Annotated in this window: 16 protein-coding genes; 12 read left to right on the forward strand and 4 right to left on the reverse strand. The window is 70.7% G+C overall.

The features are described 5' to 3' along the window. Window positions 1–7 precede the first annotated feature (7 nt). Genes IPL89_10455 through IPL89_10470 form a run of 4 tightly spaced genes read left to right on the forward strand, consistent with a single transcriptional unit; the run spans window position 8 to window position 5,585 of the window. On the forward strand, window positions 8–997 hold the full coding sequence (locus IPL89_10455; GenBank protein ID MBK9063601.1) for a hypothetical protein: 990 nt from the start codon (window positions 8–10) through the stop codon (window positions 995–997). A gap of 12 nt (window positions 998–1,009) precedes the next feature. After that, window positions 1,010–2,542 (forward strand): glycosyltransferase family 39 protein, encoded by a 1,533-nt coding sequence (locus IPL89_10460; protein MBK9063602.1) that lies wholly within the window; start codon window positions 1,010–1,012, stop codon window positions 2,540–2,542. A gap of 18 nt (window positions 2,543–2,560) precedes the next feature. Continuing rightward, window positions 2,561–4,555 (forward strand): glycosyltransferase family 4 protein, encoded by a 1,995-nt coding sequence (locus tag IPL89_10465; GenBank protein MBK9063603.1) that lies wholly within the window; start codon window positions 2,561–2,563, stop codon window positions 4,553–4,555. Next, window positions 4,542–5,585, forward strand: coding sequence for a glycosyltransferase family 4 protein (locus IPL89_10470; protein MBK9063604.1), 1,044 nt, complete (start codon window positions 4,542–4,544; stop codon window positions 5,583–5,585). Before IPL89_10465 ends, IPL89_10470 begins: the two co-directional genes overlap by 14 nt. Before the next feature lie 9 nt (window positions 5,586–5,594). Here IPL89_10470 and IPL89_10475 read toward each other — a convergent pair whose 3' ends face one another. The 4 genes from IPL89_10475 to IPL89_10490 are packed head-to-tail and all read right to left on the reverse strand — an operon-like array spanning window position 5,595 to window position 9,616. Continuing rightward, window positions 5,595–6,257 carry a methyltransferase domain-containing protein gene (locus IPL89_10475; GenBank protein MBK9063605.1) on the reverse strand — a complete coding sequence of 221 codons (663 nt, stop codon included), beginning with the start codon at window positions 6,255–6,257 and terminating at the stop codon, window positions 5,595–5,597. Window positions 6,258–6,261: 4 nt separating this feature from the next. Continuing rightward, a complete protein-coding gene (locus tag IPL89_10480) occupies window positions 6,262–8,022 on the reverse strand; it encodes a hypothetical protein (GenBank protein MBK9063606.1) in 1,761 nt (586 codons plus the stop codon). Further along, window positions 8,019–8,963 (reverse strand): hypothetical protein, encoded by a 945-nt coding sequence (locus tag IPL89_10485; protein MBK9063607.1) that lies wholly within the window; start codon window positions 8,961–8,963, stop codon window positions 8,019–8,021. The genes IPL89_10480 and IPL89_10485 overlap by 4 nt, the downstream gene beginning before the upstream one ends. Beyond that, window positions 8,960–9,616, reverse strand: a complete 657-nt coding sequence (locus tag IPL89_10490; protein ID MBK9063608.1) for a dTMP kinase — start codon at window positions 9,614–9,616, stop codon at window positions 8,960–8,962. Before IPL89_10490 ends, IPL89_10485 begins: the two co-directional genes overlap by 4 nt. 81 nt (window positions 9,617–9,697) lie before the next feature. Here IPL89_10490 and IPL89_10495 point away from each other — a divergent pair, with 81 nt between their 5' ends. The 8 genes from IPL89_10495 (at window position 9,698) to IPL89_10530 (ending at window position 19,718) form a co-directional block, all read left to right on the forward strand. Continuing rightward, on the forward strand, window positions 9,698–12,304 hold the full coding sequence (locus IPL89_10495; GenBank protein MBK9063609.1) for a SpoIIE family protein phosphatase: 2,607 nt from the start codon (window positions 9,698–9,700) through the stop codon (window positions 12,302–12,304). A 63-nt stretch (window positions 12,305–12,367) separates the two neighbouring features. Then, window positions 12,368–13,813, forward strand: coding sequence for a tetratricopeptide repeat protein (locus IPL89_10500; protein MBK9063610.1), 1,446 nt, complete (start codon window positions 12,368–12,370; stop codon window positions 13,811–13,813). Between the two features lie 4 nt (window positions 13,814–13,817). Continuing rightward, entirely contained in the window at window positions 13,818–15,326 is a 1,509-nt protein-coding gene (locus IPL89_10505) for a sigma 54-interacting transcriptional regulator (GenBank protein ID MBK9063611.1), read from the forward strand. Window positions 15,327–15,616: 290 nt separating this feature from the next. Further along, window positions 15,617–15,829, forward strand: a complete 213-nt coding sequence (locus tag IPL89_10510; protein ID MBK9063612.1) for a hypothetical protein — start codon at window positions 15,617–15,619, stop codon at window positions 15,827–15,829. Then, window positions 15,826–16,290, forward strand: coding sequence for an ATP-binding protein (locus tag IPL89_10515; GenBank protein ID MBK9063613.1), 465 nt, complete (start codon window positions 15,826–15,828; stop codon window positions 16,288–16,290). Before IPL89_10510 ends, IPL89_10515 begins: the two co-directional genes overlap by 4 nt. 17 nt (window positions 16,291–16,307) lie before the next feature. Further along, window positions 16,308–16,670, forward strand: coding sequence for an STAS domain-containing protein (locus tag IPL89_10520; GenBank protein ID MBK9063614.1), 363 nt, complete (start codon window positions 16,308–16,310; stop codon window positions 16,668–16,670). Then, window positions 16,642–18,360: a SpoIIE family protein phosphatase gene (locus IPL89_10525; protein MBK9063615.1), complete on the forward strand. Its 1,719-nt coding sequence runs from the start codon at window positions 16,642–16,644 to the stop codon at window positions 18,358–18,360. The genes IPL89_10520 and IPL89_10525 overlap by 29 nt, the downstream gene beginning before the upstream one ends. Then, complete coding sequence (locus tag IPL89_10530; GenBank protein ID MBK9063616.1) at window positions 18,357–19,718, forward strand: aspartyl protease family protein; 1,362 nt, start codon at window positions 18,357–18,359, stop codon at window positions 19,716–19,718. The genes IPL89_10525 and IPL89_10530 overlap by 4 nt, the downstream gene beginning before the upstream one ends.

Raw genomic sequence — 19,718 nt, forward strand, 5'->3', positions numbered from 1 at the left:
GCGAACGATGAAGCCCTTCCGATTCGCCCTTCTCGCCGCCGTTCTTCTTGCTCTTCCGGCTTCGGCGGAGGAGGCCCGTGGGGCCGGAGAGCCGGTTCGTGTCGACAGGGCGAAAAAGCCGGTCGTCAAGGAGGGCCGCCTTCTGAAAGAGGCGGCCGCGGCGCGCAGTCTCGCGGTCTTCAAGGCGGATTCCGACGTGGCGTTTTCGGAACCGCTCGGATCCGCGCCGGGCCCCGGCACGGCGGCGCCGATACGGGTTCCCGCGCTGGTCGGTGCGGTCAACATCGAGGGCAACGTTTTCTACAGCCTCGGCCCGACGACCGGCTACTTCACGGCCGACCGTGTGGCGAATCATCGCGCGAGCGGCACGTCCGGAACCCTGCGCCTCGAGCTGTGGGCGACGACGACTTCCCCAGCGAGCGGGTCCGTGAACGGTTATCGACTTGGGACCTACACACTGGGAACTCTCCAGGCCGGCGTCCATGTACTCCAACATCAACTCGGGGACCTCTTCGTCTTCGGCAGCCCGCCGGCGGGCTGCTATTACATGAGTCTTCTCCTCACGGAATTCGATGGTTCGGGATACCCGTACATCGACTACGTCCTCTTCCCGAACCGTGCGGCGTTCGGAGGAGGATCGTGCTCTGTCACCTGCACCGAGGACGCCAACACGATGTGCCTGCTCGGCGGCCGCTACCGCGTGACGGGACGCTGGAAGAACCAGTACGCCGGAGGCGCGCAGGCGAATCTCTCGAAGGTGAAGCTGACGGACGTCACGGGCGCGTTCTGGATCGCGGACGCGAGCACGTACGAGTTCATGATCCGGGTCAACACCGCGACCGACAACGGCAGGGCCTGGATGTCGATCCTGACGTTCACGGACGTGGAGTTCTGGGTGGCCGTCACGGACGTGACGAACGGCCAGTCGAAGGAGTACCACAGCGACCCGGGGAACCGGACGCTGATCTTCGACCCGAACACTTTCGTTTACCCGTAGTCTCTCCCCGGCGTGCTGACGAAGACGTACCGGCTCCCGGCCGCGTTTCTGGCCGTGTTCGCGCTGATCGGCGCGTTTCCCGTCGTACGCGCGCTCCTCGTCGCCGATCTCAACCTCTGCTACCGGTACATGACGGCGGACTCGTACGACTGGATCAGCAACGGCCTGTTCTGGGCGGGGAGGCCGGTCCTCCCGAGCCTCCGTCCGCCGGGCCTGCCGCTCGTGATCGCCGCGCTCTCGAAGGTCGGGCTGCTTTCCCTTCTGCCGGTCGTGGGGTTTCTCTTCCTCGGCCTGTCGACGGCGCTCCTCTACCTCCTTCTCAGGGAACGCCACGACCCGTGGATCGCGGCCGTGGCCGCGTGGTTCTTCTTCGCGAACGACTACGTCCTCGACCTCGCGAAGTACGTGCTGGCCGAGACGTACGCGACGCCGTTCCTCGTCCTCGCCGTGCTCGCCTTCGTGCGTGCGGGACGGGACCTCCGCTGGTATCCCGTTATGGGCGGAGCGCTCGGCGTGGGCTTCCTGTTCTCGTACGCCGCCGTTCCGGTCGGCATCGGCCTCGCGCTCGCGGTCCTCGTCGCCCGGGCCGGAGACGTGCGGAGGCGGGAGCTCTGGATCGGGACGCTCGCGACAGCGGGCGTCGCCGTAGCTTGGCTCGTGGTCCGCGCATGGTTCCACCGCGCACACCCGAGCGCGCCCCGGCACGACTTCGAGGCGCTCGTGACGCCGACGCTGTCGAATCTAGGCTTCTATGCCGTCGCGGGGCCCGCGCTCCTGGGCCTCCTGCCGCCGCCGCTCTACGTGCTGGGCGGCTTGCGGTCACTGGTCCGGGACCCTGCTGCGCGGCGCTTTCGGCTGGCGCTGTTCTTCGTGACGGGCACGCTCCTCGTCTTTCTCCTGTTCTTCTACGACTGGGCCGACAAACGCTTTCTCGTCTACGCCCTGCCGTTCCTCACATGCGCGCTCGCGGAGGGGCTCGAGAGCCTCCGGTCGTTCGCGGCGCGGGGACGACTCGCGGCGTTCGCGGCGGCCGCGCTTCTCGGCGCCTGTCTCCTCTGGAACCAGATCCGCTACCCGAGCTACGGCTTCTTCTACCTCGCGCTCACGCCGAAGCACTTCCTCGAGGCGGCGCTCACGACGCGGAGCAACTTCAAGATCGAGCAGCACCTGACCGGCGCGCGCGTCGTACGCCTCCACGAGACGCTGGCGTCGAGCTTCTCGGGCGGGCTCTTCGACCCCCGGCCGCGCCCCGTGCCCTGCTCGCCCGAGGACCCCGCGATCGCGTGTCTCACGACGCTCAAGCGCACCGCGGACGCGCTGCTCAAGCCGGGCCAGCCGGTGGGGTTCCTGCCCCCGAAGGACTGGCCTGCCGACCCGCACTCCAGCGCTATCCGGCTGCGCAACGTCTTCGAGCGGCCCGTCCTGGACATCCACTCCGCCGACGTCAGCCTGGGGGGCGTCGAGGTCGTGCAGCCGGACGCGGACCTCTCGAAGCCGCCGTTCGTGGCCCATTGCGGGCCGTACGTCATGGCCCGGACGCGCTGACCCTACAATGCGGCCGTTTTGAGCGGTTCATCGGCCGAGGAGCTCCGCGAGGAGCTCGAGAGGACGCGGGCGGAGCTCTGGCAGGCGCGCGACCGCATCGCCATGATGGAGATGAGCCGCTTCTGGAAGCTTCGGAACCTCTGGTGGACGGTGAAGCGGCGCTTCGGGATCTCGGTCCCGCCGGCGGCTCCGGCGCTCACCGGTGCGGCGCCGGCCGACCTCGTGAGAATCCGCGGCCTCGCGCCCGTTCCCTTCCGCGCCGGACCGCCGCCCGGCCACCCGCATCGTGTCGACGTCGTCTTCGTCGCCGGGCCTGACGAGGCCGCCTCGCGCGACGCGCTCGACTCGCTCGTCCGCTACTGCCGGCCCCCGGTCGCACTGCACGTCGCGGGGGTTGCCGCTTCGGAGCGTCCCGACAGCCTCGCGGCCCTCTGCCGCGACCTCGATGCGACGGTGTCGGCGCCCGGCGCCGACTCGCTCGCGCGCGCCCTGCGCGCCGGGCGGAGCCCGCTCGTCTTCGTGGTGGACGCGCGCGGACGGCTCCTCGCGGAGAGCCTCGACCGGCTGGTCGCCTGCCTCGAGTCGGACCCGGCCTGTGTCGCGGCCGTGCCGCTGTCGAAAGGCCTTCTCGGCGCCGAGGCCGGCGCGGCGCAGCCCGACGCTGGCGCCGTCGCCGGAGAATCGGCGCGCCTGTACCCCGTGCTCGACGCGGGAGGAGGCTCGGCGTTCCTCACGCGCCGCGCAGCGCTTGCGGGCCGGGAGGCCGCGGCACCGGCGGAACTCCTGCAGGCGCTCCGTGCGGCCGGCGCCGTGCGCGTCGCGGACGACGTCTGGATGGAGACGGGCGACGCCCGTCCGGAGACCGCGAGTTCCGCGAGCCCTGCTCTCGACGGCATCGCGGCGCGCCTCGCGGAGAGCCCCGCACGCTCCGGCCGACGGGCGCGCGGCCTCGCACGCTGGGAAGGCAAGCGCGTGCTCTTCGCGCTGCCGGTCCTCGACCGCGGCGGCGGCGCAAACGTCGTCTTTTCCGAGGCGCGCGCTCTCGCGCAGTTCGGCGTCGAGGCGCGCGTGTTCAACCTTGCCGCTCACCGCGCCGCGTTCGAGGCGAGCTACCCGTCGCCACCGGTGCCCGTGATTTACGGCCACACGTGGGACATCGTCGGGCTCGGGTGGCCGTACGACGCCGTCGTCGCGACGGCGAACGTGTCCGTCGAGTGGATCGCGCCACTCGTCTCCGCGCCGAGGCCGCCCGTCCTGGGTTATTACGTGCAGGACTACGAGCCACTCTTCTACCCGGAGGGCTCGAGGGACCGGGCGAAGGCCGAGGCGTCCTACGGCCTCGTCCCGGGCCTGCGCCGGTTTGCGAAGACCGAGTGGAACGCGACGACGGTTCGCGAGAAGACCGGTCTCTCCTGCGACGTCATTGGCCCGAGCTTCGACGTCGACACGTTCCGCCCCCGCCTCGGCCCCCTGCCGGACGCCCCGGTCCGGATCGCGGCGATGATCCGGCCGAGCACGCCGCGGCGGCAGCCGCAGTTCACGCTGGAGGTCCTGCGCGAGGTGGCGCGGGCGCACGGCGAAGGTGTCGAGATCCTGCTCTTTGGCGTGGACGACTCCGATCCCGCGCTCGCGTCGCTGCCGCTCGACTTCCCGCACCGCTTCCTCGGCGTCCTGCACGAACGCGCGCTCGCGGCCCTGTTCACGCAGGTCCACGTCTTCGCGGACTTCTCCTCGTACCAGGCGATGGGCCTCACGGCCCTCGAGGCGATGGGCGCCGGGGCCACCGCGGTCGTGCCGCGCGCGGGCGGCTCGGACAGCTTCGCGCGCGATGGAGAGAACGCCGTCCTCGTCGACACGGCGTCGGCGCCCGCGTGCGTGGAGGCGCTCTCACGGCTCGTGGCGGATCCCGCGCGGCGCGCCGGCCTCGCGGCGCGGGCGCTCGCGGACGTCGCGCGGCACACGCCCGAGAGCGCCGCCTTCCGGATGCTGGAGGTCCTGTTTGGCGCCGCTTAGGGTGCACGTCCTCCACGGGACCTACGGGGACGGGTTCCCCTACGGCTGCACGTACGTGCGCCTCCTGCTTCCGCTCGCGCACCCCTCGGTCGCGGACCGTGTCGCCCTCACGCACGGCTCGGACGCGCGGATTCCGCCGTGCGACGTCCTCGTCGTCGAGCGGCACGTGCTGTGGCCCGAGAGCGAGCAGCGCGAGCGCCTCGCGGCCGTCTTCGACGCCTGCCGCGGACGCGGCACGAAGATCGTCTACACGCTGGACGACAATCTTCTCGACCTGAACCGCGAGCGTCCGTGGCGGTTCCCGACCGAGACGATGCGGGGCGTGATCCGCTTCCTCGCGCGAACGGCCGATGCAGTCGTCGTCTCCACGCCGGCCCTCGCGGAGCGGTTCGCGCACCTGAACTCCCGCGTGCACGTGATCCCGAACGCGCTGGACGAGCGCCTCTTCGGCGCCCCGCCCGAGCCCGCGCCGGCGCGGCGGCCGCTCACCGTGGGCTTCATGGGCACGCTCACGCACGAGGCCGATCTCATGATGGTCCTGCGCCCCCTCCGCGGCCTGCTGAAGCGTGCGCACGGCGGGATCCGGCTGGAGGTCGTGGGCGGCGTCGACGGCGGCCGGTTCAAGGAGGCGCTCGGCGGACTGCCCGTCAAGATGATCGAGACGGGGGACACGCACGAGTACCCGAAGTTCGTCGGGTGGATGCGGGAGCACGTGCGCTGGGACTTCGCGATCGCGCCGCTCGAAGACGACCCCTTCACGCGCTGCAAGTCCGACCTGAAATACCTCGACTACGGCGCGCTCGCGATTCCGGCCGTGTTCAGCGACGTCAGGCCCTACCGCGAGACCGTCCGGAACCGCGAGACCGGCCTCGTCGTGCCGAACGATCCCGACGCCTGGGCCGCCGCCCTCGAAGAGATGGCGCGCGACGAGGCGCTGAGGTCGCGCCTCGCGCGGGCGGCCCGCGACGAGGTGCATGCGACGCGCATGCTCGCGACGAACGCCGTGCGCTGGCTCGAAGCTCTGAGCTGACCTCCGCGCCTAGCGCGAGGTCCGGAGCCACGCCAGGGCGGCCTTCACGTCGCCGCCGGGGTCGCGCCCCATCGTCACGTCAACGCGCTCGAGGTGCCACCGCTCTCCGTTCCGCTCGAGGGCGAGCGTGCGCAGCGGCCGAGTCTCCGGGGCCGGCTTGTCGCGCCGGACCTCCATGCGCACGCCCCACTCCTTCACGACACCCTTGAAGTAGCGCAGCGCGTGGTCGATCGGGATGCGGCGGCGGTGCAGGTCGACCGCGACGTCGGGGTGGATCACGTATGTGATCTCCTTGAGCAGCCACCGCGCCTTCAGGATCTCTTCCCAGAAGTCCACGAACCACACGCAGATGTGGAGGTAGTGGTCCTCGTTGAAGAACATCTTGTGGTCGATGATGAAGGCCGAGTTCTCCCAGGCGTACGGCGTCCAGAACTCCAGCGTCGCTCCGTCGGCCGCGACGCGCGTGATCTCCGCGAAGATCCGCGTCGGGTCCTTCACGTGCTCGAGGAAGTGCGACGAGTGGACGTACGCGACGCTGCGGTCGGGAAACGGCAGCGGGGCGTTCACGAGATCGACGACCTGGTCGACACCGGGCGCGGCCTGGATGTCGAGGCCGATCGTGCCGTCCTTCTTGGCGCTCCCGCAGCCGAGGTCGATCCGGAGATCCTTCATCGGGTCATGATGCCCTTCTGCGCTGCGCGTCGCGCGGGATTTCGATCTCGACCCGGGGCCGCGCGAGGACGAGCGGCGCGGTGCCGGGGACGTCGTCGGCCTCGATTCTCAGGGTGACCGTCCGGCCCGCGTACGCCTTCAGGTCGAGCGCGAGCGGCTCGGCGTCGCCGCGCGGGACGAGGACTCGCGCTTCGCCTGCCCCGCCCGCGATCGCCACGCGCGCGCCTCGCGCGATCGACGGGTCCGCGGCATCGGCCCGCACGAGCGTCTCGAAACGCGCCAACTCGAGATCCGGTGGCAGATCGACGCGCCACGTCACGGCGGCGCCCGAGGCGAGGACGAGATCGAGGCGGCGATAGTCGTTCGGGTCGCCGGCCTTCCGGCCGTCGCGGGAAAGAAAGGCCCGGCCGGCACCCCCGAGCCCGTCGACGCGCCCGAGGATCGTGTCGCCCTGCAGGAGTTGCGTCCGTCGTGGACCGAATGCCGAGAGCCCGAGGCGCTCGAGCGGCTCGCACAGGAGCCGCACCTCGCCGACGTCCGGGCTGCCCCACTGGAAAAGCCTGCCGCGGCAGGATGCGGGCGCCGTCCGCCACTCGCGCATGCAGGCCGCGGAGACCGGCGCGCGGGAAACGAGATAGAACGACTTGTCCTCCCACGTCCGGTTGGAGAAGACGAGCCCGGCGCCGATCGCGGTGAGGCCCGCGACTCGCAGCGCCCCGCGGGACGCGACCACGAGGACGGCCAGCCCCATCCAGAATGCCGTCATCGGGACGACGTACCACGGCGCGGCCTCCGGGCGCAGGTAGCCGATCTGGAGGGCCGCGAGGAGGCCCCAGCCGGCGACGAGGAGGCCGGCAAGGCGTTCACGCATCCGGCCGCGCGAATGGAGAACAGCGACGGCGAGCAGGACGAGCGCGGCTGCGCCGAATGCAAGACAGGAGGGCAGCGGGCTCAAGCGGGTCGCGAGGTCGTTTCCGAACGGGCGCCCGAGGATGTCCACGAACCGGCGCGGGTCGTGAAAACCCGGCGGCGTGGCGCGGGCGGGGTGGTGGAGGGTCTCGAGGATCAGGAAGTACTGCGAGAGGCCCGTCGCCGCCGCGGCCCCAAGCGCCGTCCAGCGGACGATCGAGCGTTCGCCGGCAGCCCAGAGGCCCGCCGCGAGGACGGGCCACACCATCACGCCGCCGCCCCACGACCACGACGCGATCAGGCCCCCGGCCGCGACGAGCGCGGCGCGCCGGTCCGGCCGATCGCCGAGCCGGGCGATCGCGAACACGCCGAGGGCGAGGCCGACCTGCGCGAGCTGCATCTGGAGGGACGATTCGCCGAACGTGAACGACGAGACCTGCGTCACGGAGAACGCGAGAGTCGAGAGGACGGGGAGAAGGACCCACCGCGCCCGCCGAGAGAGCCCGGGCGCGGCGGCGAGCCACAGGAGCAGGACCTTGACGGCCGCGAAAAGGAGCCCGATCCCGAGCTCCACGCGCATGTCCCACGCGAAGACGCGGGCGTCGAAGAGAAAGACGGAAAGCAGCCCCAGCCAGGAATGGCCCGCGGCGTTGAAGGTGTCGCGGAACAGGTGCGTGAAGCCGTAGCGGCCCTCGAGGATCGCGGCGACGGTGTCGACGCGCCCCACGTAGTCGTTCGACAGGTTGTTCTCGCCGACCGTGAAGACGATCCAGGCCATGCGCGCGGGCGCGAGGAGCGCGAGGAGGATCGAAATCAGCTTCGCGGTGCGGGAGACGGGCCGCTCGTCGGAGGTCACAGGCCGAGAGCGTACGCCTCGGTGGCGAGGCGGACGTTGCGGCGGGAGTCGGCGAGGCTGCCGGCGAGAGCGAGCGCGCCCTCGGCGGCCTCGAGCAGGCGCGCGCCGGGCGCGGTGCCGAGGCGCGCGAGGTCCTGGAAGCGCTCGCGGAAGACGACGTGCGCTCCCGCGGGGTCGACCGTCGCGGCGGACGCGTCGCGGAGGAGCTGCCCGAGGAGCTGCAGGCGCCGCCCGGCCTCGGCGGCGTCGTCGCCGGAGACGAGTGCCGCGAGCGCGAGGGCCCACGAGCGCGAGCGCGTGAGGAAGATGCCGGAGGCCGCCTCGAGGAGCGCGTCGCGCGTCGCACGCGCCTCGGCGAGGTCCAGCGCAGCCGCCTCGTCCGCGTCGTGCGGCACGAAGGCCGCGCGCGCTTCGGCGTCCTCGCGGGCCATCCCGCGCGCCACGAGGGCGTCGGCCGTCCCGGCGCGCGTCGACCCGGGCATCGGCTGCAGCGTGACGCGCGAGAGGATCGTCGGGGGCAGAAGGCGCGGCCGCGTGGCCGTCAGGAGAAAGCGCGTCTTCTTCGGCGGCTCCTCGAGAATCTTGAGGAGCGCGCTGAACGCCGCGGGCTCGGTCCGGTCCACGTCGAGGAAGACGACCGCGCGCATCGCCGCTTCGTAGGGGAGGCGCGTCGAGTCCGCGGCGACGGCCCGCACGAGAGCCGTCGGAATGCTCGTCTCCTTCGTCTCGCCCTCCTCGAACATGGGCGCGTTCACGCGCCGCCTGCGCTCGGGCGCGGCCACCATGAGGTCGGGGTGCTCCCGGCGGAAGACGCGGCGCGCCGCGTTCGACTCCGGATCGAAGCCGCTCCCGCAGATGGCGGCGGCCGCCTCCTCGATCGCCGCGGCCTCGAGGCGCTTCGAACCCGGTCCCGCGAGGAGGACGACGGGCGCGCCGCTCACCTGCTTCTCCGGGGTTTGAAGAGAAGAAGAAGATTTTCTTCGAGTGAAAGAAAGACTTCGGAGGCCGGCGGCGCTGCGTCGATGACGACGAACCTTTTTGGCTCCTTCTTGGCTCGACGCAGGTATGCGCCCCTTACCCTTTCATGGAAATCTCTATCTTCTTCTTCGAATCTGTCGAACGACGCGCCGCGGCGCTTCGCGACGCGCGCGAGCGCGGCGTCGACGGGCAGGTCGAAGAGGTAGGTCCGGTCGGGGTCGCGGCGGCACCATCTTTCATGGAGCTCGTCGACGCTCCTCTCCCCGAGGCCCCGACCGGCGCCCTGGTACGCCCGCGAGGCGTCGGTGTACCGGTCGCAGAGGACGTGCGTCCCGGCGGCGAGAGCGGGCTCGATCATCGTTTGCAGGTGGTGGCGGCGGTCGGCCATCATCAGGAGAAGCTCGGCCCCCGCGTCGATGTGGCCCTTCGAATGGAGGAGCGCGTCCCGGAGGAGCTTCCCGAGCTCCGTGCCGCCGGGGTTCCGGGTCGCGAGGACGGGCAGGCCCCTCGCCTCCATCCACGCGGCCGCCCGGGCGATCTGCGTGGTCTTTCCGGAGCCTTCGATGCCCTCGAAGGTGACGAAAAGGCCCCGCGGGGCGGTCCGGAGTCGGCGGATCACGGCGCGGATTCTCACACGCGGCGGGGGATGTCCACCCCGGAACGTCTCTGGCACGCCGTTCGTATACTGGGCTCAGTAATGTCGTCCTTGTCGTCACCGGGTCTGAGCTCCGCATCGGGCGCCGTCGACGCCCCGCGCCTGAAGCGCCGGCACCTTCCGCTCGTCGCCGTGGGCCTCATGGGGGCCCTTCTCGCGCTCCTTTCGGTCGTGGACATGTTCCTTCCGAAGGCCTACGACGGCGTCGTGCCCGACCCCTACTCGGTCGGCGGCATCCTCGTGCGCGACCTCGTCCCCGGCGGCGCGGCCGAGCGGGCGGGCCTGAAGTCCGGCGACGTGATCCTCGGGATCGGCCACCGGATGCTCAACAAAGCGACCGACGCGCCCCCGGAGCTCCTCCGGCACAAGGTCGGCGAGAAGGTCGACTACCTCGTCCGCCGCGGCGGCAACGTGTTCGAGACGAAGGTCTCCCTCACGCCATTCCGGCTCGGGTCGGCCACGTACTACTACTTCGTCTTTCTCGGCCTCCTCTTCTTTGCGCTGGGCGTCTTCGTCGTCTCGCGCCGGCCGGACGACTCCGCGGTGCAGGTCTTCTACGTCCTGTGCATCCTCTTCATGGAGTTCTTCGTCTGCCGGCTCCGCCCGTCGAGCTACTACTGGATCGACTACGTCGTCCAGATCGCGGGCACGCTCGCGCTGTTCCTGCTGCCGGCCGTCTTCCTCCACTTCTTCCTGCTCTTCCCCGAGAAGAAGACGTTCCGGTTCGCGGAGCGGCGCCCCGGCCAGCCGGCGGCGCCCCCCGCGCTCGAGGCGCTGCAGCGGTTCCTGAACGGTTCTCCTCTTCTCCTCGCGATCCTCTACTCGCTCCCGCCGGTCCTCTACGTCCTCCAGATGGCGGGCTACCGCTACGGAGGGCCCCGCCGCCTCATCTTCGGCGCGCCGACGCTGAACTGGATCCTCCTCGCGGACTACCTGATCCTCGGGCTCCTCGCGCTCGCGCACACGTGGTGGACGAACTCCGACCGTGCGGCGCGCCGGCCGATCCTCGTCCTCCTCCTCGGGACGGTCGCGGGGATCGTGCCGTTCGTCGTCTTCGCCGTCTTCTTCCCGTCGCTCTTCCGCGAGGACCGCTTCCTCCTGTGGGGCGTCGTCCCGATGGCGCTCATCCCGCTCACGTTCGCGTACGCGATCGTGCGGTTCCGGCTCTTCGACGTGCAGGTCATCGTGCGCAAGTCGCTCGTCTACGCGGTCCTCACGGCCGTCGTGACGGGGATGTACGCGCTCGCGGTCGTGGCGGGCAACGCGATCGTCTCGAACGTGTCGTCCACGACCGTCTTCTCGTCGCCGGCTTTCGCGTTCGGCTTCGGCCTCGTCGTCGTCCTCCTCTTCGACCCGCTGCGCCGCCGCATGCAGAAGGTGGTCGACCGCGTCTTCTTCCGCGACCGTGCCGACTTCCAGACCGCTCTTCTCGAGATGAGCCGCTCGGTCGTCTCGCAGCTCGAGCGCCCGAAGCTGCGCGAGCTGCTCACGTTGCGCACGGCCGATCTCCTGCGCCTCGAGCGCCTCGAGCTTCTGCTGCCGCGGAGCGAGGACGGGGCCTTCACCGAGCCCGCCTCCGCGGCCGCGGGCGTCCAGCCGCTGCCCATGGGCGCGGTCCTGCCGCAGCGGCTCGCCGAGCGCGGCGCGCCGATCCGCCTCTCCGACGCGGACGACGGAGGGCTCGACCTCGCGTCGCGGCGCTTCGTCGAGGCGCAGCGCGCGCGCGGGATCGGCGTCGTCCTTCCGCTCGCCACGCACGGCAAGCTCCTCGGCTTCCTCGCGGTCGGCAAGAAGCTCTCCGAGGAGGAGCTCTCGCGCGAGGACCTCGACCACCTCCTCACGATCGCGAACCAGGGCGCCCTCGGCCTCGAGGCCGCGGGCCTCCACGAGGAGCTCACGCGCCGGGCCGAGGTCGAGCGCGACCTCGACATCGCGCGGGACATCCAGACGAGCCTCTTCCCGCGCGAGCTCCCGCGCGTGCCCGGCGTCGAGTTCTTCGGCGTGAGCCGGCCGGCGCGCGTCGTCGGAGGCGATTTCTACGACTTCCTCGACGTGGACTCCCGCCCGGACGGGCGGCTCGCGCTCGTCCTCGGCGACGTCTCGGGCAAGTCGATCCCGGCGTCGCTCCTCATGGTCGCCGCCAAGGAGATCGTGAACGCCAAGGCGATGGCCGACCCGGACCCGTCCGCCGTCTTCCAGGCGTCGAACCGCCGCCTTTACGAGATCAAGCGGCGCATGTTCGTCTCGCTGTCGTACTTCCTCCTCGACCCGAAGGCGCTCGCGATGACGTACGCCTTCGCCGGCCAGCCGACGCCCCTCCTCGTGCGCCCCGGCTCCGGGACCGCGACGGAGATCCCCTGCCCATCCTCGCGGTTGCCCCTGGGCGCCTTCCGGGACACGGTCTACGACGCGGTGTCCCTGTACCTGTCCCGGGGGGACCTCCTGCTCTTCTACACGGACGGCCTGAACGAGGCGATGTCCGCCGAAATGACACCCTACGGGGACGAACGCCTGAAAGCGTCGCTCGTTCGCCACGCCCGGAGGTCCCTCCCCGATCTCGCGGACGAGCTCCTGGAGGACGTCCGGCAGTTCACCCACGGGGCCGAGCAGTACGACGACATCACGTTCGTCCTGATGCGGGTGACCTGAGAACCAACGCGCCGCCGGCGCGTATCATGGAAAAGGGCCTCTCCCGCGGGCCCCGGAGGAACCATGGCCCCTCGCCGCATCCGCGTCCTGCCGCTCGTCCTGGCCCTCGCGGGCCTGGCGATTGCCGGCACCGCCGCGGCCTTCCGGCTGCGGGCGAACCGGGACGTCACGACCTCGTCGGAGCAGGCGTACCGGGCCTACCACGCGGGCGTCGAGAACGACCTGAAGATGTACGAGCGCGAGGCGATGTCCTCGTACGCCGAGGCGCTCCGGTACGACCCGCACTTCGTGATGGCGACGCTCCGGCTCGCCGACAAGATGCGCAGTCGCGACCCCGAGCGCGCCGCGTCGCTCCTCGCGAGCGCGGGCCGGTACCGCGACGACCTCACGGACCGCGAAAAACTCATGCTCCGCATCTACGAGGAACGCTGGGGCAAGCGCGACCTCAAGGTGCTCGAGGCCCTTTACGACGAGTACCAGAGCCGCTTCCCGAAGGACCCCGAGGGCTACCAGATGCGGGCCGCGTTCCTCGCGAACAACGGCCGGATGCCCGAGGCGATCGGGGAGTACGAGCGCCTCATCGCTGTGAATCCGAATTACGCGATCGCCTACAACACGCTCGGCTACCACTGGGCGAGCAAGGGTGAGAACGCGAAAGCCGAGGACTACCTGAAACGCTACCGGTACCTCGCGTCCGACCAGGCGAACCCGTACGATTCGCTCGGCGAGTTCTACGCCTTTACGGGTCGTTACGACGAGGCCGAGGAAAACCTCCGCAAGGCGATCGCGATCAAGGACGATTTCTACGCCGCGTGGGGACATCTCGGCTCCGTCGAGGCGGGCCGGGGGAATCCGGTGAAGGCGGCCGGATATTTCCGCAAGGGCAGCGACAACGCCCCGAACACCTACGTCCGGTACGACTTCCGGTTCCTCTCCGCGATGTGCCTCGTGGACGCGGGCCGCACCGACGACGCCGTGAAGGACCTGGACGCCGCGACGGCCGAGATCGCGGGGCTGGCCCCCGGCCCGGAATCGCGGAAGCTCAAGTCGGCCGATGCGTTCCGGCGCGCCGGTCTTCTCGGACGGATCGGGCGCACCGCCGAGGCCGAGGCGTCCCTCGCGTCCGTGGATCTCAAGGAGTTCACGGACCCGAAGGAGCCGAAGTCCCAGGAGATGGCCGCCCGCCAGATGAACCTCATCCGCGGCGTGATCGCGATGGGCGCGGGCCGCGACGCCGATGCGGTGCCGCTCCTCACGTCCGGGCTCGAGAAGCAGCAGGAGAAGGGCTTCGCCGGCTCGGACTACTACCAGAACAACGCATACGCGCGTCTCGCGCTCGCGACGTCGCTCGGCCGGATGGGCCGGGCGGACGACGCGGCGAAGGCGCTCGCGCCGATCCTCGAGAAGAATCCCCGCTTCTTCCCCGCGCTGCAGTCGCTCGCGCGCGCCCAGGGCAAGGAGCCGCCGGCTCCGATCGCGCCCGCCACGCGCGCCGAGAACGCGTCCTGACCCCGTGAGCGGCACGCGGCCCCCCGGGCGCGACCTCGAGGCGTTCGCGCTCAAGAAGAAGGTCCTGCGCCTCGAGACGCTCTACGACGTCAGCCGGTCCCTCACGTCCACCTCCGACGAGCGCGCGCTCCTCGAGGAGATCCTCGCGCGCGCCGTGCCGGTCCTCGACGCGGGCCGCGGCTTCGCGGCGGCCTTCGAGGACGCCGCCGGAGCGGGCGCCGTCGCCTCGGTCGGCCTCGAACCCGCCCCCACGCCGCTCGACGTCGCGTCCGATCCGTTCGTCCTCGACCTCGCGCGCGCGAAGGCGCCGCTGGCCCGGCCGGGGGAGACCCTCTTCGGCCGCCCGGCCGGCAGCGTCGCGGGAGTTCCGCTCGTCTCCGGCGACCGCGTGCTCGGCGTCCTCGTCGTCCTGGAGCGCGAGGCGCGCGGCGGCGACGCGCCTTCTTTCGACGAGGAGGATCGCCGGTTCCTCGGCTCGCTCGCGGCCCTCGCGGCCCCGGCGCTCGAGGGCAGCCGCCGCTTCCGGGCCCTCGCCGCCGACCTCGACCGCCTGCGCGAGGAGAACCGCTCGCTCAAGGGCACGACCGCCGTCGACGAGCTCCTCGTCGGCGACTCGGCCGCCATGCGCCGCGCCAAGGAGCTCATCACGCGCGCCGCGGCGTCGCGCGTCAACGTCCTCATCACGGGGGAGAGCGGCACCGGCAAGGAGCTGGCCGCGCGGCTCCTCCACACGGGCTCCCCGCGCCGGGACGGTCCGTTCCTCGCCCTGAACTGCGCCGCGATGCCCGAAGGCCTCCTCGAGAGCGAGCTCTTCGGAATCGAGAAGGGCGTCGCGACGGGCGTCGACGGGCGGCCGGGAAAGTTCGAGCTCGCGAGCGGCGGCACGGTGTTCCTGGACGAGATCGGCGACACGCCTCTCGCGATCCAGGCCAAGCTTCTGCGCGTCCTGCAGGAGCGCGAGATCGAGCGCGTGGGCGGGCGCGCGCGCATCCCCGTGGACGTGCGCGTCCTGTCCGCGACGCACCAGAGCCTCGCGGACCTCATCCGCCAGGGCCGCTTCCGCGAGGACCTGTTCTACCGTCTGCGCGTCGTCGAGATCGCAATGCCCGCGCTGCGCGAGAGGCGCGAGGACATCCCGCGCCTCGCGGGCCACTTCCTCGCGCGCATCGCGGCGCGCGACGGCCGCCGGCCGCCCTCGCTCTCGCGCGACGCCGTGAAGGCGCTCCTCGACTACGAGTTCCCCGGCAACGTGCGCGAGCTCGAGAACCTGCTCGAGGGCGCCGCGGCGCTCGTCTCGGGCGACGCGATCGAGGCGGCCGACCTGCAGTTCGGTATCGCGGGCGGAGCCGCAGGCACGGCGGGCGCGGGCGACGACGCAAAGGCAGGCGTCAGCCTGAGGCACGTCGAGAACGCGCACATCCGCCGCGTGCTGGCGCAGGTGAAGGGCAACAAGAGCCGCGCCGCCAAGCTCCTCGGCGTCAGCCGCCGGACGCTCTACCGCAAGCGGGTTTGAGCCCGGAGAAGGCCTTTTTGCTCCCTCTCACTTGTGGCGACAATTCGCCACAATGTAGCGATTAGGCACATTCACGCTAAGTAATTTGCTTAGAATGGTTAATAGGAATATGTGTTGCTCCGTTGTAATAGTGTGACGTAGTGGCGCATTTCTGGCCTTCGCACGCCGCCCACACCACCCTCTAAGAAATCTTTCTTTCTCAATACTTTACCTTCGCTTCAGCGCCGCATGCGTGGCGCCAACGGGGGTGGCGCGTCACTTGCTCTATCAGGGTCAACCGGAGCCAACCCATGACGAGAAGCAACGACACGAAGGTCCATGCCGCGCGATCCCTGGACGGCGTCGCGCTGTTCGCGCCTGCCGTGTCGTCCGCATCCTCCGCCGCATCGCGCCTCCTCGTGCCGCTCCTCGTGGCCGAGGCCGCCGCGTTCGGCGCTCTCGCCCTGTCGGGTAAGATTCCGGAGTCCCTGATCACCGCCCTTCGCGCGCTCCTGACGTTTTGAAGAGTGAGGAACTGCCGTCCGCGATGCCATTCGTCGAGAGGCGTGAAGTCCATCTGACCATCCCGGTGGCCCCGGAGATGGAGATCGCCGCGACGGCGCAGGTTTCTGCGCTGGGCGAGTGGATGGAGATGGGCCGGGACAAGATCGACGAGGTCAAGATGGCCGTCGTCGAGGCCTGCATCAACGCCTTCGAGCACAGCGCGACGCCGGATCGCAAGGTGGCCCTGGCGTTCCGCATCGGCTCGGACGACGACGGCCGCGGCGCCTACCTCGAGGTGGACGTCGCCGACGCGGGCCGGGGCTTCGACCCCACGCGCGTCAGGACCCCCGAGATCGCGACCGCCCTGAAGTCCAGTCGCAAGCGCGGATGGGGCATCAAGATCATCGAGAGCCTGATGGACGACGTCCGCATCGAGAGCGGCGAGCACGGCACCCGCATCGTGATGCGGAAGTACCGGTAGGATATAGAGGGAGCCGAATGAGCGAGACCCTGAAAGTCGTCGTGGAGCGGCCGGACGCGGCTGTCGCGATCCTGCGGACCGACGGCTACATCAACAACACCGGCGGCGAAGAGATCGCGAAGGAGGCGTACGCCCTCCTCGGCGGCGGCGTGACCCGCATCCTCCTCGACCTCGAGAAGACGAAGATCGTGAACTCGATCGGCATTTCGATCCTCATCGAGATCCTCGAAAAGCTGCTCGACCAGGGAGGGAAGCTCGCTTTCTGCCGCCTGACGCCGACGATCGAGAAGACGTTCCAGATCATGGGTCTGGCGCAATATGCACGCATCTTCCCCGCTCCCGAGCCCGCCCTTGCCTGGCTCCGGGGCGAGTCCGAGTAGCATTTCCGCCTCGCCAGCGACCGCCGCGGGCGGCCACCGGCTGCTGGCGGCGCACGCCCGGCTCGCGGCGATCGACCCCTGGAGCGGGCGCGAGCGTCTCTTCGATGAGATCCTCGCCGCGCTTCTCCTCGGATCCGGCGCCTCGCGCGGGATCCTCCTCGACCCCGTCCAGCCCGCCCGATCGGTGGCCGCCGGCCTGGACGCGTCCCCGGCCGCCCTGCTCGCGCTCGCCGCGCGCGTCGCGGCCGCGCCCCGCTCCACCGGCCCTCTGACGGCCGCCGACCTCGTCCCCCTCTTCGGAGACGCGTGCGCGCCGTTCGCGATTCCCCTCACGGCCCAGGAGCAGACCGTGGCCTTCGTCGTCCTCGGCACGCCGCCCGAGGATCCCGCGGGTTTCGCGTCGGCAACGGCCCACACGGCGTGGCTTCTCGACACGGTGCGGATGTCGGAGAAGGTTCAGAAGGCCGACTTCGAGCTGAAGTACCGCGTGTGGGAGCTCCAGAGCCTCTACGACGTCGGGCTCTCCATCGCCCGCACGCTCGACCTCGAGTCCCTCGCGGACGACGTCCTCATGACGTCCGTGTCGCTCCTGAACGCGCGCTCCGGATCGCTCCTCGTGCGCGCGCAGGGCGACGAGGGCTTCTTCGCCAAGCACGTCGGCGAGCCGCTCCTGAACGCGGACGCGATCTACGAGGTGCCGGCGGGGGCCGTGCTCGCGAACGCGCGCGAGAGCCGGCCCGACTTCCTGAAGGACGCGCCTGCCGAGAAGCTTCTTCTCGTGCCGATCGCGGTCGAGAACCGCGCGCTCGGCGTCCTCGTCGTCGCCGACAAGGAGACGCGCGGGGGAGGAGTGGACGACTTCACCGAGGCCGACGTGAGGGTCGCGAGCCTTTTCGCGAACCAGGCGGCGATCGCGCTCGAGAACGCGCGCCTCCACCGCGAGGCGGTCGAGAAGGAGAAGATGGAGCGCGAGATGGAGCTCGCGGCCTCCATCCAGAAGACGATTCTTCCCGACGCGCTGCCGGAGGTCACGGGGCTCCTGCTCGCGGGCCGCAACCGTCCGACGAAGCAGGTCGGCGGCGATTACTTCGACGTCTACCCGCTGCCCGGCGGCCTCACGGCGCTCTGCGTGGCGGACGTCTCCGGCAAGGGCGTCCCCGCGGCGCTCCTCGTGTCGACCGTCCACGCGTGCCTCCACCTCCTGATTTCGAACCTCTCGGGCGACCTCCCGGCCCTCGTCGCCCGCGTGAACAAGCACCTCGTCCGCTTCTCCTCGACGCGCAAGTTCGCGACGCTGTTCGTCGCGGTCTTCGACCCGGCTTCGGGCCTCCTGCGCTACGTGAACGCCGGGCACAACCCGGGCCTGTGGCTCTCGGCCTCCGGCGCGACGCTGCTCCCGAGCGGCGGCGTCCCGGTCGGGATGATGCCGGCCGCCGTCCACCGGGAGGCCGCCGTGACCCTCGGGCCCGGCGACACGCTTCTCCTCTACTCGGACGGGATCACGGAGGCGCTCAACCGCGACGACGAGGAATTCGGGATGGACCGCCTCACCGAGCTCGCGCTGAACGGGCGTGGCCAGTCTCCCGCCGAGCTCCAGAGCCACATCTTCGGGGCCGTGAGCGACTTCACCGCGGGCGTCGCGCAGTACGACGACCAGACGGTGCTCATCGCCCGCGTCACGGGCGCGTGAGGCGCGCCGCGGCCCTCGCGGCGGGCCTGCTGACGGCCTTCGCCTGCACGTTCTCGGGCGAGACGACCGTGTCTCCGCACCGTCTCGTCAAGCCGCTGCCCGGCGGTCTCGTGAACTCGTACAACGCCGAGGAACAGCTCGGCCGCGGGTACATCCCCGAGGTCTCGGCGTTTCTCGTGTCCTCCGGCGGGAAGTCGCTGGAGGGCGTGCGCTACGACCGGCTGCTCGGGCAGGTTCTCCTCGAGCGCGGCGACTTTCGCGGCGCGTCCCCTCACCTCGAGCGCGCGTTCGCCGGCGTCGGCCGCGCCTCCGAGCGCGCCGAGATCGCGTGGCTGCTCTCGCAGGCCGCTTACTGGGAGGGCGACTTCACGGGCGCGGGCCGCTGGGCGCGCGCCGCGCAGCGCGAAGGCAAGCTCGTGCCCGAGGGCTGGGTCGTCTTTCTCGAGTCGCCGCCGCCCCGGCCCCTCTACGCCGGCGCGGCCGCCGGCGAGAGCGTGACGCTGCCCGTCGATTTCGGACGGCCGAACCTCGTCCGCCTCTCCGTGCGCGCGAACGGGCGGCCGCCGGAGGAGATGGTCCTCGACTCGGGCGCGTCCGTCTCGCTCCTGACGGACAGCGCGGCCGAGCGCCTCGGCGTGCGCTTCACGCCGGGCGCCACGGCAGCGGCCCGCGGCCTGCACGAGACGGAGACGCCGATGCGCATGGGCTGGCTCGACTCCGTCCGCATGGGCGACCTCACGCTCACGGACGTGCCGGTCGGCGTCCTTCCCGACGGCACGCTCACGTTCGAGACGGCGTCCCTCGGCGTCTTCAGGCTGAACGGCGTCCTCGGCGCGCACCTCATGAAGGAGTTCGACTGGCGCATCGAGTACATCGAGAAGCGCCTCTTCGCCCGGCGCGTGGACCCGAAGGCAGCCCGCGGCTCGAAGGACCAGAACATGTTCTTCCGCCGCATGAAGCCCATGGTCCGCACGTCGCTGAACGGCCAGCCGTGGTCGCTCTTCCTCCTCGACACGGGCTCGGAACCCTCGATGGTCACGCGCGGCGGTCTGCGCAAGACGCGCCTCTTCGAGCCGGAGACGGCGTACCCGGTGACGCTCGAAGGCATCGGCAACTCGCGCGTGTCGTGGGGAAAGATCTCGAACGTGAGCCTCGGCGTCGACGCCTTCATGGTGCGGTTCAAGGACATCGTCGTGAAGGAGGAGGGCGATGGGCTCGAGGACGGAATCCTCGGCGCCTCGTTCCTCTCGAACTTCGACGTCGAGATCCGCTTCGGGTCGATGACGCTCGCGCTCGAGAACCCGGTCGAGCGCCGGCGGCGGGACGCGCGCGCGCCCGCGCAGGAGATCCCTCGATAG

This window comes from Acidobacteriota bacterium (genome assembly GCA_016716715.1).
Lineage (GTDB): Bacteria > Acidobacteriota > Thermoanaerobaculia > UBA5066 > UBA5066 > Fen-183.

What these genes read in the sequence shown, in the direction of transcription:
- IPL89_10455 (MBK9063601.1), top strand. Translation starts at nt 8, where the DNA reads ATGAAGCCCTTCCGATTCGCCCTTCTCGCCGCCGTTCTTCTTGCTCTT.
- IPL89_10475 (MBK9063605.1), bottom strand. Translation starts at nt 6,257, where the DNA reads ATGAAGGATCTCCGGATCGACCTCGGCTGCGGGAGCGCCAAGAAGGAC.
- IPL89_10495 (MBK9063609.1), top strand. Translation starts at nt 9,698, where the DNA reads ATGTCGTCCTTGTCGTCACCGGGTCTGAGCTCCGCATCGGGCGCCGTC.
- IPL89_10500 (MBK9063610.1), top strand. Translation starts at nt 12,368, where the DNA reads ATGGCCCCTCGCCGCATCCGCGTCCTGCCGCTCGTCCTGGCCCTCGCG.
- IPL89_10510 (MBK9063612.1), top strand. Translation starts at nt 15,617, where the DNA reads ATGACGAGAAGCAACGACACGAAGGTCCATGCCGCGCGATCCCTGGAC.
- IPL89_10520 (MBK9063614.1), top strand. Translation starts at nt 16,308, where the DNA reads ATGAGCGAGACCCTGAAAGTCGTCGTGGAGCGGCCGGACGCGGCTGTC.